Here is a 13,564-nt window from a genome sequence, read left to right as displayed (position 1 = left end):
ACGGTGAAGGGCGACGTGCACGACATCGGCAAGAACATCGTCGGCGTGGTGCTGGCCTGCAACAACTTCGAGGTCGTGGACCTGGGCGTGATGGTGCCGGCGCAGGTGATCCTGGACCGCGCCCGCGAGGAGAAGGCCGACATCATCGGCCTCTCCGGCCTGATCACGCCCTCGCTGGAGGAGATGAGCCACGTGGCGCGCGAGATGAAGCGCCAGGGCTTCACCCTGCCGCTGATGATCGGCGGCGCCACCACGTCGCGCGCCCACACGGCACTCAAGATCGACCCGCACTACGATTCGCCCGTGGTCTGGGTGAAGGACGCCTCGCGCGCGGTCGGCGTCACCCAGTCCCTGCTCAGCGCCGAGCTGCGCGGCCCGTTCGTGGCCGCCAATTCCGCCGACTACGCCGAGGTGCGCGCCCGCCACGCCAACCGCGGCGAGGCCAGGCCGCTCATGCCGCTGGCCCGCGCCCGCGCCAAGCGCTTCGACGGCGGCTGGGAATCCTACGTGCCGCCGGCGCCGCTCAAGCCCGGCCTCACGGTGTTCGACGACTACCCGCTCGAAGACCTGCGCGAGGTGATCGACTGGACGCCCTTCTTCCAGACCTGGGAGCTGGCCGGCCGCTACCCGGCCATCCTCGACGACGCCGTAGTGGGCGCGCAGGCGCGCGAGCTGTTCCGCGACGCCACCGCCATGCTCGACCGCATCATCGGCGAGAAGTGGCTGGTGGCGAAGGCCGTGGCGGGCCTGTGGCCGGCGCATTCCGCCGGCGACGACATCCAGGTGCTGGACGACGCCGGCCACCCGCTGGCCACCCTGCACTGCCTGCGCCAGCAGGCGGAAAAGCCCGACGACCGCCCGAACTTCTGCCTGGCCGACTTCATCGCCCCGCGCGAGAGCGGCCGCGCCGACTGGGTGGGCGGCTTCGCGGTGACGGCGGGCCTGGGCATCGAACCGCACCTGGCCCGCTTCGAGGCCGGGCACGACGACTACAACGCCATCCTGCTCAAGGCGCTGGCCGACCGCCTGGCCGAGGCCCTGGCCGAACGCCTGCACCAGAAGGTGCGCACGGAGCTGTGGGGCTACGCGCCGGACGAGGCGCTGGACAACGATGCGCTGGTGCGCGAGCAGTACCGAGGCATCCGCCCCGCGCCCGGTTACCCGGCCTGCCCCGAGCACAGCGAGAAGGCCACGCTGTTCCGCCTGCTCGACGCCGAACGGCACACCGGCATTTCATTGACCGAGAGCTTCGCCATGTACCCGGCGGCGGCGGTCAGCGGCCTGTATTTCTCGCACCCGAAGAGCCAGTACTTCGTGGTCGGGCGGCTCTCGCGCGAGCAGGTGGCCGACTACGCACGCCGCAAGGGCGTGCCGCTGGCGCAGGCCGAGCGCTGGCTGGCCTCGAACCTCGACTACGACCCGGAGTGAGTCACCACACCAGGTCGTCGGGCACCTGGTACTGCGGGTCGGCATAGGGGTCGTCGCCGGCCGGCGCGTTCGGGTCCACCTTCAGCGCGACCAGGCTGGGCAGCAATTCGCCCACCTCGCCGGCCAGCGCGGCGGTGACCAGCAGGTAGCAGCCGTCGAGCTGCACCACGGCCAGCGCGCCGGCGTTGAGCGCCTTGAGCTGGTCGGGGTTGACGTAGATGCGCTTGATCTTGCCGCCGTATTCGAAGTGACGTACCAACTCGGCGGCGGGGTCGTTGAGTACCTGGTCCTTGATCAGCTCTGCGCAGCGGGCCTTGGCGGCGCGGCGGCGCGCGGCTTCTTCCTGGCGCAGGCGTTCGGCTTCGATGCGCTCTTCCTTCTCGCGCTGGGCGCGGATGGCGTAGGCCTTGGCCAGGTCGATCTCCTCGGCCGTGCGCGGCTTGCGCGGCGCGCCCTGGCCGGGCTTGCCGGCACCCGGCTTGCCGCCACCGGGGCGGCGCTCGCCCTGCGGACGCGGCTTGCCACCACCGCCCGGCTTGCCGGGGCCGCCGTGGCGGGCGCCCGCGGGGCGGTCCTTGTCGGGGCCGCCGGCGGGACGCTCGGTTTTCGCGGGGCGGCGCGGCTCGGGCTCGGGGGCCTTGAAGCCCAGGCCGAGCAGCTTTTCGCGCAAGGAATTGCTCATGGGTCCAACCTTGGATCAGTAGTGCGGCGGCGGCGGTTCGCTGCCGGGGTCGGCGTACAGCAGGGTACGCAGCTGCTTGAGTTCGGCGGTGACGCGCAGCAGGGTTTCGCTGTTGCGCGCCGATTCCATGCGGGCGTCGGCCAGCGCATCGCTGAGCTCGCCGATGGAATGTTCCTGGAAAGCCAGGCGGGTTTCGAGTTCGGCGAGGCGCCGCTCGAGGTCTTCTTGGCTGGACACGGGCGGCTCCTCAGCGTGGCTGCAGGCTGCGGCCGCGGCCGATGCCGTAATAGGCCAGGCCGGCGGCCTCGACCTGGGCCGGGTCGTACACGTTGCGGCCGTCGAACACCACGCCGGCCCTGAGCGCGGCCTTGAGCGCGGCGAAATCGGGGCTCCAGAACGCCTTCCACTCGGTCACCACGAACAGCGCGTCGGCGCCTTCCAGCGCCTGCGCCGGGGTGTCGCACAGCACCAGGTCGGGGCGCTGGCCGAAGATGCGGGTGGCTTCGTGCATGGCCTCCGGGTCGTGCGCGCGCACGGTGGCGCCAGCGTTCCAGAGCAGTTCCAGCAGGCGCCGGCTCGAGGCCTCGCGCATGTCGTCGGTGTTGGGCTTGAAGGCCAGGCCCCACACGGCGAAGGTGCGGCCGCGCAGGTCGCCGCCGAAGTGGCGCTCGGCCAGCGCGAACAGCTTGTCCTTCTGCGCCGTGTTCACGGCTTCCACCGCGCCCAGCAGCTTCGCCTCGTAGCCGGCCTGGCGGGCGATGCGCTCGAGCGCCTGCACGTCCTTGGGGAAACACGAGCCGCCGTAGCCGGCGCCCGGGTAGATGAAGTGGTAGCCGATGCGCGGGTCGGAACCGATGCCGTGGCGCACCATCTCGATGTCGGCGCCCACGCGCTCGGCGATGTTCGCCATTTCGTTCATGAAGCTGATCTTGGTCGCCAGCATGGCGTTGGCGGCGTACTTGGTCAGCTCGGCCGAGCGCTCGTCCATCACCACGATGCGCTCGTGGTTGCGGTTGAACGGCGCGTACAGGCGCTTCATGGTTTCCACCGCCGGCGCCGAGCGCGAGCCCAGCACGATGCGGTCGGGGCGCATGCAGTCGTTGACCGCCGCGCCCTCCTTCAGGAATTCGGGGTTGGAAACGACCTCGAAGGCGATGTCGCTGCCACGCGCCGAGAGCTCGGCGGCGACGGCGGCGCGCACCTTGTCGGCGGTGCCCACCGGCACCGTGGACTTGTTCACCACGATGGCCGGGCGGGAAAGATGCCTGCCGATGGTGCGGGCCACGGCCAGCACGTACTGCAGGTCGGCGCTGCCGTCCTCGTCGGGCGGCGTGCCCACGGCGATGAACAGCACCTCGCCGTGCGCGATGGCCTGCGCGGCGTCGGTGGTGAACGAGAGGCGGCCGGCGCCGTGGTTGGCCAGCACCATGTCCTCGAGGCCGGGCTCGAAGATGGGCACGACGCCGCGGTTGAGGCCGTCCACCTTGGCCTGGTCGATGTCCACGCAGGTGACCTGGTGGCCGACCTCGGCCAGGCAGGTGCCGGTGACCAGGCCGACGTAGCCGGTGCCGAAAACAGTGACGCGCATGTTGCCTCCTCGCGGGCGTGGGCCATCCGTGCCCAGGGAACGGGCGCCGGCGGAAGCCGCCGACGCCCCGTCCTACCCGATGCGTATTACTTGACGATTTCCATCAGCTCGACCTCGAAGGTGAGCATGGCGTTGGCCGGGATCGGGCCGCCGCCGGCTTCGCCGTAGGCCAGCTCGGCCGGGATCCAGAAGGTGTACTTGCTGCCGACCTTCATCAGCTGCACGCCCTCGGACCAGCCCGGGATGACCTGGCCCAGGCCGAACTCGGCCGGCTCGCCGCGGTCGTAGGAGCTGTCGAAGGTCTCGCCGTTGAGCAGGGTGCCCTTGTAGTGCACGCGCACCACGTCGGACGCGGTCGGAGTGGCGCCGTTGCCGGCGCGCTCGACGCGGTACTGCAGGCCGCTCTCGGTGACCTGCACGCCCGGCTTGCCCTTGTTCTCGGCCAGGAAGGCTTCGCCCTCGGCCTTGCTCTTGGCGGCCAGCTCGGCGGCCTCGGCGGCCTGGCGGGCCTGCAGCTTGGTGGTGAACGCGGCCTGGATTTCCTTCATCTGCTCGTCGGTGAGCTTGGAGTCGCGCTCCTGGAAGGTGTCTTCCATGGCCTGGCGCAGGATCTCGAGGTCGAGGTCGTCCTTGATGATCTTCATCGAGTTGGCGATGTCGCGGCCGATCATGTAGCTGACCTGGGCGCGCTCGGTCTCGAGGCCGGCGATGCCGGGGATGATGGGCGCGCCGGGCTCGCCGGCGGCGGCCGTTTCGGCCGCGGGGGCGGCTTCGTCGGTGGTCTCGGACTTGCAGGCGCTGAGGCTGAGCACCAGGCTGGCGAGCACCAGCGGCGCGGCGAAACGCAGGGCGGAATTCATCGGGTTACAACTCCTGGGGAAGGCGGGCCGGGTCGGCACGTCGTCCCCTATTGTCGCGGCCCGCCGCCGGCAACTCAACGGCCGCGATCAGGCTTGGCCGGGACCGGCGCGTCGAGCAGCTTTTCGATCGCCGCCACCAGCTTCGGGTCGTCCGGCGTGGTGCGGCTGCCGAAGCTGGCCACCACCTTGCCCTCGCGGTCCACCAGGTACTTGTGGAAGTTCCAGCCCGGCGCCTCGCCGGTGGCCGCCGCGAGCTCCTGGTACAGCGGCGTGGCCCCGGAACCACGCACCTGCACCTTCTCGAACATCGGGAACTTCACGCCGTAGGTGAGCGTGCAGAACTCCTGGATCTGCTCCTCGGTGCCCGGCTCCTGGCCCATGAAATCGTTGGACGGGAAGCCCAGCACCGCGAAACCGCGCTCCTTGTACTTCGCGTGCATCGCTTCCAGACCTTCGTACTGCGGGGTGAAGCCGCACTTGCTGGCGGTGTTCACCACCAGCAGCACCTGGCCGCCGTAGGCCTGCTGCAGGTTCACGGTTTCCTTCCCCGCCAGGCGGCGGAAGTCCTTGTCCAGCAGCGCCTGGCCGGCCAGCGCCGGCGCCGCGGCCAGCAGCGCGGCCAGGATGAACGCGGTTCGTTTCTTCATGAGCTTGCCCTCCCCCGGGACGGTCCGGGTCTATGCCATCAGTTTGGGTCCTCCGGCGTGCAAAGGGTGTTGACAGGCCGAATCTTGGTGTTATAGTTCGCTACAACACCTGTTCATTACCTCACCAAAGCGGGAGGCGGTATGTACCCCAAGTTCAAGTCCAACCTGATGGCCCTGGCCGTGGCGCTGGGCGTCCTGGCCGCCGGCTACGGTTTCGGCGCCCCGCCCAGCCAGCCGGTTTCGACCCTGCCGGACCCGGTGCTGGCCGCCCTCGGCGAGGCCGCCGACGAGGCCACCCTCGGCGCCAATGCCAGCGCCAGCGAGGAAGCCCTGCGCGCCGGCACCCTGCGCCGCGGCGCCCTGCAGCGGCACATGGCCATGCCCTACGTGTCCATGGCCTCCCTCATGCCGCGCCGGGAGTCCTGAGATGAATATCGCCTGGAACGACAGCGCGCCGATCTACCGGCAGCTCAAGGACAAGGTGGTGGCGATGATGCTCGACGGCGTGCTGCAGCCGGGCGAAGCGCTGCCCTCGGTGCGCCAGATCGCGGCCGAGTACCAGCTCAACCCAATCACCGTCTCCCGCGCCTACCAAGAGCTGGCGGACGAGGAACTCGTGGAAAAAAGAAGGGGACTTGGCATGTACGTGACCGAAGGGGCCCGGGAGAAGCTGCTCGCCTCCGAGCGCGAACGCTTCCTGAAGGATGAATGGCCGATGGTGGTCGAGCGCATCCAGCGCCTTGGCCTGGACATGGAGCGGCTGGTGGCCGTGGCCGGCAAGGAGAAGAAGTGATGAGCGCCGTCATCTCCGCACGCAACCTTTCCAAGCGCTACAAGGGCAAGCCGGCGGTCGACTCGATCAGCTTCGACATCCCGGCCGGCCGCATCGTCGGCCTGATCGGCCCCAACGGCTCGGGCAAGACCACCACCCTCAAGGCCGCCCTGGGCCTGGTGCCCTACGAGGGCGAACTTAAGGTGCTGGGCAAGAACCCGCGCACCGAGCGCGACGAGCTCATGCACGACGTCTGCTTCATCGCCGACGTGGCCGTGCTGCCGCGCTGGCTGAAGGTGAAGGACGCCGTCGACTTCGTGGCCGGCGTGCACCCGCGCTTCGACCGCAAGAAGGCCGAGGCCTACATCGCCCACACCAAGCTGACCCCGGACATGAAGGTCAAGCAGATGTCCAAGGGCATGATCGTGCAGCTGCACCTCGCCCTGGTGATGGCCATCGACGCCAAGCTGCTGGTGCTCGACGAGCCCACGCTCGGCCTGGACATCCTCTACCGCAAGCAGTTCTACCAGAACCTGCTCGAGGACTACTTCGACGAGCAGAAGACCATCGTCGTCACCACCCACCAGGTCGAGGAGATCGAACACATCCTCACCGACCTGATGTTCATCCGCGAGGGCAAGATCGTGCTCTCCGCGAGCATGGACGAGGTGAGCGAGCGCTTCTGCGAAGTGATGGTCCCGGCCGACAAGGCCGAGGCCGCCCGCGCCCTCAAGCCGATCGACGAGCGTTCGGTGTTCGGCAAGGCCGTGATGCTGTTCGACGGGGTGCCGCGCGACCAGCTGGCCGCCCTGGGCGAGGTCCGCAACCCCGGCATCGCCGACCTGTTCGTCGCCACCATGAAAGGAACCTACGCATGAACACCTTCAAATGGCTCCTCAAGCGCGAATCCTGGGAGCACCGCGGCGGCTTCGTGTGGGCCCCGGTGGTGGCCGGCGCGGTTTTCCTGGTGATCAGCCTGATGGCGATCATCGCCGGTGAAAGCGTCCGCCGCGGCGTGGACGGCGAGTCGGTGCAGATGAACGGCGTCGAGCTCAGCCAGCTCACCAAGACCCTCACGCCCAAGGAAGCGGCGGAACTCGGCGGCGCGCTCGACCTGGGTGCCCTGCTCGCCGGCTCCTGGCCCTACATCGTGCTGGCGTTCGTGGTGTTCTTCTACTGCCTGGGCTCGCTGTACGACGAGCGCAAGGACCGCAGCGTGCTGTTCTGGAAGTCGCTGCCGCTCTCGGACGGCCAGACCGTGCTGTCGAAGCTGGTCAGCGCCCTGGTCGTGGCCCCGGTCATCGCCACGCTCGCGGCCATCGCCACCTCCTTCGGCTTCCTGGTGCTGCTCAGCGGCTACGCGCTGTTCCACGGCGTGAACCCGATCGACCTGATCTGGGGCCCTGCGAGCCCGCTCACCGTGGCCATGCACCTGGCCGCAGCCCTGCCCGTCTACGCCCTGTGGGCCATGCCCACCGTTGGCTGGCTGCTGCTGGTCTCGGCCTGGGCCCGCACCAAGCCCTTCCTGTGGGCGCTGCTGGTGCCGGTGTTCTCCGGCATCCTGGTCAGCTGGTTCGACGTGATGGAAATGTTCGGCTCCAGCGCGAGCTGGTTCTGGCAGCACGTCGTCGGCCGCATCCTGCTGGGCACCGCCCCGGGCATGGACCTGGTCTACCGCGGCGCCTCCGACCCGGCCATGCAGAACTTCAACCCGGAAGGCCCGCAGGACATCGTGGCGCTGTTCTCGGCCCAGAACGCCTGGGGCGCCTTCCTGACCCCCGACCTGTGGATCGGCGTGGTGGCCGGCGCGGCCATGGTGTTCGGCGCCATCCACTTCCGCCGCTCCCGCGACGAAGGCTGATTTACCCCCTTGGCGGGGCGCCCCCCGGGCCGCCCCGCCTTTTTTCTTTTCGCGTTCCCGGAGGCCCCATGTCCCGACTTCCCCTGCTGCTGGTTCCCCTGCTGGCCCTCGCGGGCTGCGGTTCGTCCGAGCCCCCGGCCGACGCCGACGAGTCCGGCCTGGCGGCGGTTTCGGAAAAGGCGATGGGCGAACTGCGCGAGGAGCTCGCCAACGAGAACCTCAGCCTGCACGACGGCGACGGCACGCTCCCGAAGGCCGCGATATCCCCCGCCGGCGACCTGATCATCGACGGCCAGGCGGTGCCGCTCGACGATGCCCAGCGCAAGCTCGTGCTCGATTACCGCGCCCAGCTCGCCGGCGTGGCCGAGGCCGGCGCCGAAATCGGCCTGCAGGCCGCCGAACTGGCCACCCGCGCGGTGGCCGACACCGCCAAGGGGCTGCTCAGCGGCGACACCACCTCGATCGAGGAGCGGGCGAAGGCCCAGGCCAAGGAGATCGAAGGCACCGCCAAGGCCCTGTGCGACCGCCTGCCGGCCCTGTACGCCGCGCAGCAGGCGCTGCGCCAGGCCGTGCCGCAGTTCGAGCCCTACGCCCAGATGGACGAAAGCGACGTCGACGACTGCCACGTCGAACAATGACACCGGAGCGAAACATGAAACGACTTGCCCTGCTTGCCCTGCTGCTGCCCGCTTCCGCCTTCGCCACCGACTGCGAGTTCAACGAGCCACGCAGCCTGGCGCTGGACCTGGAAGGCGTGCGCATAGTCCGCTTCGAGGTGAACCAGAACGACCTGCGGCTGGGCGCGACCACCGGCGCCGGCGGCCTGACCGCCCGCGCCTGCGCGTCGGACCCGGAGTACTTCCCGCAACTGGTGCTCGAGCAGCGCCGCAGCGGCGACACCCTGCTGGTGCGTGCCGAGCGCCGCGGCTACGCCACCGGCATCCTCTTCAAGCCCACCTATGCCTACCTCGAGATCAACGCCCAGCTGCCCGCGGGCGTGGACGTCGAACTGGACGTGGGCTCGGGCGACGCCTGGGTCTCGGGCCTGAGGTCGGTGCGCGCCGAGGTGGGCTCGGGCGACATCGAACTGCGCGACATCGCCGGCCTGGTGCGCGCCAGGGTCGGTTCCGGCGACGTGACCGTGGAAGGCGCCGGCGAACTCGACCTGCGCTCGGTGGGCTCCGGCGATTTCGAGGCCAGCGACATCCGTGGCCCCGCGCGCGTCGGCTCGGTCGGCTCGGGCGACCTCACCCTGGCCGGGGTGAAGGGCGACGTGGAGCTCGACGAGATCGGTTCGGGCGACGCCGAGGTGTCCCGCGTGGACGGCAGCGTGCGCATCGGCCGCGTCGGCTCGGGCGACGTCCGCGCCAGCGACGTTGGCGGCGACCTGGTCGTGCGCCGCATCCATAGTGGCGACGTCTCCCACCGCGGCGTGCGCGGCCGGGTCGAACTGCCCAGCGAAGACTGAGGCGGCTCAGCCGCCCCCGCCGCCCGGCTTGCCGTGGATGCCGCCCCGGGCCAGGGCGGCCGGGTCGAGCAGCTTGCGCAGGGCCTTTTCACCAAGGCCCGTGCGCATCATGGCCACCTCCAGCACCGGCCTGCTCTCGCGGTAGGCCTGCTTGGCGATGGCCGCGGCGTTTTCGTAGCCGATCACCGGGTTCAGCGCCGTCACCAGGATGGGGTTGCGCGCCAGCGCTTCCGCCAGCCGGTCCTCGCGCACCCTGAAGCCCTGGATGGCCGTGTCGGCCAGCACCCGCGAGCCGTTGGCCAGCAGCTCGATCGACTGCAGCAGGTTGTGCGCGACCACCGGCAGCATCACGTTGAGCTGGAAATTGCCGCTGGCGCCGGCGATCGTCACCGTGGCGTGGTTGCCCATCACCTGCGCGCAGACCATGCACACGGCCTCGGGCACCACCGGGTTCACCTTGCCCGGCATGATCGAGCTGCCCGGCTGCAGCGCCGGCAGCTCGATCTCGCCCAGCCCGGCCAGCGGGCCGGAATTCATCCAGCGCAGGTCGTTGCTGATCTTCATCAGCGTGGCCGCCAGCACGTTGAGCTGGCCGGAAAGCTCCACCGCGCCGTCCTGCGCGGCGATGCCCTCGAACAGGTTGCGCGCCTGCGCGAAACGCTGGCCCGACAGCACCGACAGTTCCTTCGCCACCTTCCGGCCGAAGCGCGGATCGGCGTTGATGCCGGTGCCGACCGCCGTGCCGCCGATGGGCAGCTGGCGGACGCGGTCGAGTGTGTCGCCGATGCGGTCGATGGCCGAGGCCAGCTGCGCCGACCAGGCGCCGAGTTCCTGGCCCAGCGTGAGCGGCATGGCGTCCATCAGGTGGGTGCGGCCGGTCTTGACCACCTTGCCAACGCGGCGGGCCTTGCGGTCGATGGTGAGGCGCAGGTGCTTGAGCGCGGGCAGCAGGCGCTCGCGGCAGGCCAGCAGGGCCGCCACCTGGATGGCCGTGGGCACCACGTCGTTCGAGCTCTGGCCCATGTTGACGTGGTCGTTGGCGTGCACGGGCTGCTTCCGGCCGCGCGAGGCCAGGGTGGCGATGACCTCGTTGGCGTTCATGTTGCTGGAGGTGCCGGAGCCGGTCTGGAACACGTCCACCGGGAACTGGCCGTCCAGGTCGCCCGCCGCCACTTGCAAGGCGGCGTCGAGGATGGCGTCGGCCACCTCGGGCGGCAGGTGCCCCAGGCTGGCGTTGGCGCTCGCCGCCGCGGCCTTCACCAGGCCCAGGGCGCGCAGGAAGTAGCGCGGCATCACCAGCCCCGAGATCGGGAAGTTGAGCACCGCGCGCTGGGTCTGGGCGCCGTAGAGCGCGCCGGCGGGCACCTCGAGGGCGCCGAGGCTGTCGTGTTCGGTGCGGGTGTGGGCGGCCATGGCGGGGCTCCTCGCGGTTTGTCCCCGAGCATACCGCGCGTGCTGTGGGAGGGCCTTCAGGCCCGACCGGCCGGGTCGGGGCTGAAGCCCCTCCTACAGGGAGCGGGTAGAATGGCGGCCTTTCCCGCCTTGCCCGAGCCCGCCCGATGTCCGACGCCGCCCTCACCGCCCTGTCCCCGCTCGACGGCCGCTACGCCGGCAAGGCCGAGGCGCTGCGGCCGATCTTCTCCGAGTACGGGCTCGTCAAGGCCCGCGTGCGGGTCGAGGTGGAGTGGCTGCTGGCCCTGGCCGCCGAGCCCGGCGTGGCCGAGCTCAAGCCCTTTTCCGACGCCGCCGCCGGCCGCCTGCGTGCCCTCGCCGCCGGCTTCTCGGTGGCCGACGCCGCGCGCGTCAAGGAAATCGAGCGCACCACCAACCACGACGTCAAGGCGGTCGAATACTTCATCAAGGAGCGCCTGAAGGACGACGCCGAGCTCGGCCCGGCGCTGGAGTTCGTGCACTTCGCCTGCACCAGCGAGGACATCAACAACCTCAGCTACGCCCTGATGCTGAGCGAGGCCTACACCACGGTCATCGCCCCGAAGACCTGGGAGGTGGTGGAGAAGCTGCGCGCCATGGCGCATGAACACGCCGCGCTGCCCATGCTCTCGCGCACCCACGGCCAGACCGCCTCGCCCACAACCGTGGGCAAGGAAATCGCCAACGTGGTGGCGCGCCTGCAGCGCCAGGTGGCGGTGATGCACGGCATCGAGTTCCCCGGCAAGATCAACGGCGCCGTCGGCAACTACAACGCCCACGTGGTGGCCTACCCGGAAGTGGACTGGCCGGCGCTGGCGCAGCGCTTCGTCGAATCGCTGGGCCTGGACTTCAACCCCTACACCACCCAGATCGAGCCGCACGACGGCATCGCCGAGCTGTGCGACGCGCAGCGCCGCATCAACACCGTGCTGGTGGACCTGTGCCGCGACGTCTGGGGCTACATCTCGCTGGGCTACTTCAAGCAGGCCGTGAAGGCCGGCGAGGTGGGCAGCTCGACCATGCCGCACAAGGTCAACCCGATCGACTTCGAGAACGCGGAAGGCAACTTCGGCCTGGCCAACGCCCTGCTCTCGCACTTCTCGGAAAAGCTGCCGATCAGCCGCTGGCAGCGCGACCTGACCGACTCCACCGTGCTGCGCGCCCTGGGCACCGCCTTCGGCCATTCGCTGGTGGCGCTCGACGCGCTGATGCGCGGCCTGGGCAAGCTCAGCGCCAACCCCGAGCGCCTGGCCGCCGACCTCGACGCCGCCTGGGAAGTGCTTGCCGAACCAGTGCAGACCGTGATGCGCCGCCACGGCCTGCCCAACCCCTACGAGCAGCTCAAGGCGCTCACCCGCGGCCAGGGCATCACCGCCGAGTCCATGCGCGCCTTCATCGAAGGCCTGGACCTGCCGGCCGACGCCAAGGCCCGCCTGCTCGCGCTCACCCCCGCCGGCTACGTCGGCCACGCCGCGTCGCTGGCCCGGGACGTTTGATTTTTTGCCACGGATTTGCGCGGATGAACGCGGATAGAGCCTTGGAGTTGTCCTCCGGGTCCGGGTACAGAACCGCGAAGATCCATTCTTCATAAATCGATCTGCCCTTATCCGTGTAAATCCGTGGCCAAAAAAACCTCCCCCCAGCTCCCGATCGAAGTCACCGGCACGCCGAAGCATCCGCTGGGCATGCCGGCCGAGGTGTTCCTGCGGGATTACTGGCAGAAGCGCCCGCTGCTCATCCGCGGCGCCTTCCCGGGCTTCGTCTCGCCGATCACGCCCGAGGACCTGGCCGGCCTGGCCTGCGAGGAATCGGCCCTGTCGCGCGTGGTGCTGCACGACCGCAAGCGCGACCGCTGGGAACTGCGCACCGGCCCCTTCGACGAGGCCATGTTCCCCGACATGCCCCGCCAGGACTGGACCCTGCTGGTCCAGGACGTGGACAAATGGGACATGGACGTGCGCGACCTGCTGCACCGCTTCCGCTTCCTTCCGGCCTGGCGCGTGGACGACGTGATGGTCAGCTTCGCCGCGCCCGGCGGTTCCGTGGGCGCGCACGTGGACCAGTACGACGTGTTCCTGATCCAGGGCCTGGGCCACCGCCGCTGGCAGATCGACACCAACCCCGACGCGCCCAAGGCCTTCCGCCCCGACGTCGAGCTCAAGCTGCTCAGCGAATTCACCCCCGACCACGACTGGGTGCTGGCCCCCGGCGACATCCTGTACCTGCCGCCCGGCGTGCCCCACCACGGCGTGGCCGAGGACGCCTGCCTCACCCTGTCGGTGGGCATGCGCGCGCCTTCGGTGGCCGAACTGATGGTGGACCTGGCCGAGGAACTGGCCGCCGCCACGCCCGAGGAAGCCCGCTACGCCGACCCGGACCTGGCCCTGCCCGCCGACCCCTTCGAGATCGACGAGGCCGCCTTCGGCCGCGTGCGCCAGGCGCTTTCGCGCCTGCAGGACCTCGACGAAACCGCCCTTCGCCGCTGGTTCGGTCGCTTCATCACCCAGTACCGCTCGGCCGGCGAGATCGCCCGCCCGGCCCGCCCGCCGGCCCTGGCCGCCCTCACCAGCGCCCTGGACGAGGGCGCGCTGCTGCTGCGCCACCCGCACGCCCGCCACGCCTGGGCCCGCGACGGCCGCAAGGCCTGCCTGCACGCCAACGGCCTGTCGCTGCCGATGGGCGTGGCCTCGGCCCGCTGCCTGGCCGGCGCCGAGCGGCTCGACGCCGCCGCCGTGGCCGGGCTCGATGCCGCCGGCCGTGAAGCGCTGGTAAGCCTCGTGGCCGCGGGCCACTATCAGCTGGTCAAACCCAAACGCCGACGGTGAGC

General features: G+C 70.1%; 15 protein-coding genes. 9 read left to right on the top strand and 6 right to left on the bottom strand.

What is annotated here, in order from left to right; genetic code table 11:
- Positions 1-1,428 (top strand): vitamin B12 dependent-methionine synthase activation domain-containing protein (locus ACE3Q2_RS07475; RefSeq protein ID WP_374473578.1); only part of this gene is annotated, 1,428 nt, incomplete at its 5' end.
- 1 nt (position 1,429) lies between these two features.
- Here ACE3Q2_RS07475 and ACE3Q2_RS07470 read toward each other — a convergent pair.
- The 5 genes from ACE3Q2_RS07470 to ACE3Q2_RS07450 form a co-directional block, all read right to left on the bottom strand.
- Positions 1,430-2,110: a DUF2058 domain-containing protein gene (locus tag ACE3Q2_RS07470; protein WP_374473577.1), complete on the bottom strand. Its 681-nt coding sequence runs from the start codon at positions 2,108-2,110 to the stop codon at positions 1,430-1,432.
- A 15-nt stretch (positions 2,111-2,125) separates the two neighbouring features.
- Complete coding sequence (locus ACE3Q2_RS07465) at positions 2,126-2,347, bottom strand: SlyX family protein (protein WP_231694041.1); 222 nt, start codon at positions 2,345-2,347, stop codon at positions 2,126-2,128.
- Between the two features lie 10 nt (positions 2,348-2,357).
- Positions 2,358-3,698: a UDP-glucose/GDP-mannose dehydrogenase family protein gene (locus ACE3Q2_RS07460; protein WP_231694042.1), complete on the bottom strand. Its 1,341-nt coding sequence runs from the start codon at positions 3,696-3,698 to the stop codon at positions 2,358-2,360.
- 86 nt (positions 3,699-3,784) lie between these two features.
- Positions 3,785-4,558 (bottom strand): FKBP-type peptidyl-prolyl cis-trans isomerase, encoded by a 774-nt coding sequence (locus ACE3Q2_RS07455; protein ID WP_231694043.1) that lies wholly within the window; start codon positions 4,556-4,558, stop codon positions 3,785-3,787.
- A 74-nt stretch (positions 4,559-4,632) separates the two neighbouring features.
- Positions 4,633-5,205, bottom strand: a complete 573-nt coding sequence (locus tag ACE3Q2_RS07450; protein ID WP_231694044.1) for a glutathione peroxidase — start codon at positions 5,203-5,205, stop codon at positions 4,633-4,635.
- Between the two features lie 141 nt (positions 5,206-5,346).
- Here ACE3Q2_RS07450 and ACE3Q2_RS07445 point away from each other — a divergent pair, with 141 nt between their 5' ends.
- From ACE3Q2_RS07445 to ACE3Q2_RS07420, 6 genes are all read left to right on the top strand, one after another.
- Positions 5,347-5,631 (top strand): hypothetical protein, encoded by a 285-nt coding sequence (locus ACE3Q2_RS07445; RefSeq protein ID WP_231694045.1) that lies wholly within the window; start codon positions 5,347-5,349, stop codon positions 5,629-5,631.
- Position 5,632: 1 nt separating this feature from the next.
- Entirely contained in the window at positions 5,633-5,998 is a 366-nt protein-coding gene (locus ACE3Q2_RS07440; RefSeq protein ID WP_231694046.1) for a GntR family transcriptional regulator, read from the top strand.
- Positions 5,998-6,855 (top strand): ABC transporter ATP-binding protein, encoded by an 858-nt coding sequence (locus ACE3Q2_RS07435; RefSeq protein WP_231694047.1) that lies wholly within the window; start codon positions 5,998-6,000, stop codon positions 6,853-6,855. The genes ACE3Q2_RS07440 and ACE3Q2_RS07435 overlap by 1 nt, the downstream gene beginning before the upstream one ends.
- A complete protein-coding gene (locus tag ACE3Q2_RS07430) occupies positions 6,852-7,838 on the top strand; it encodes a hypothetical protein (protein ID WP_231694048.1) in 987 nt (328 codons plus the stop codon). The genes ACE3Q2_RS07435 and ACE3Q2_RS07430 overlap by 4 nt, the downstream gene beginning before the upstream one ends.
- Before the next feature lie 68 nt (positions 7,839-7,906).
- On the top strand, positions 7,907-8,476 hold the full coding sequence (locus ACE3Q2_RS07425) for a DUF2884 family protein (RefSeq protein ID WP_231694049.1): 570 nt from the start codon (positions 7,907-7,909) through the stop codon (positions 8,474-8,476).
- 14 nt (positions 8,477-8,490) lie between these two features.
- On the top strand, positions 8,491-9,306 hold the full coding sequence (locus ACE3Q2_RS07420) for a DUF4097 family beta strand repeat-containing protein (RefSeq protein WP_231694050.1): 816 nt from the start codon (positions 8,491-8,493) through the stop codon (positions 9,304-9,306).
- 6 nt (positions 9,307-9,312) lie between these two features.
- On the opposite strand, the gene ACE3Q2_RS07415 is transcribed toward ACE3Q2_RS07420, so the two are convergent.
- The gene (locus ACE3Q2_RS07415) at positions 9,313-10,719 is read right to left on the bottom strand and encodes a class II fumarate hydratase (protein ID WP_374473576.1); all 1,407 of its coding nucleotides are present in this window, start codon (positions 10,717-10,719) and stop codon (positions 9,313-9,315) included.
- Between the two features lie 146 nt (positions 10,720-10,865).
- On the opposite strand from ACE3Q2_RS07415, the gene purB reads away from it, so the two are divergent.
- The gene (purB, locus tag ACE3Q2_RS07410; protein WP_231694052.1) at positions 10,866-12,233 is read left to right on the top strand and encodes an adenylosuccinate lyase; all 1,368 of its coding nucleotides are present in this window, start codon (positions 10,866-10,868) and stop codon (positions 12,231-12,233) included.
- Positions 12,234-12,356: 123 nt separating this feature from the next.
- Positions 12,357-13,562 (top strand): cupin domain-containing protein, encoded by a 1,206-nt coding sequence (locus ACE3Q2_RS07405; protein ID WP_231694053.1) that lies wholly within the window; start codon positions 12,357-12,359, stop codon positions 13,560-13,562.
- The last annotated feature ends 2 nt before the right edge of the window (positions 13,563-13,564 follow it).

The sequence above is a fragment of the Arenimonas sp. genome, from assembly GCF_041913985.1.
GTDB lineage: Bacteria > Pseudomonadota > Gammaproteobacteria > Xanthomonadales > Xanthomonadaceae > Arenimonas.
The sequence above is the reverse complement of the archived record's forward strand: the minus strand, read 5'-3'. Positions and strand labels throughout refer to the sequence as shown.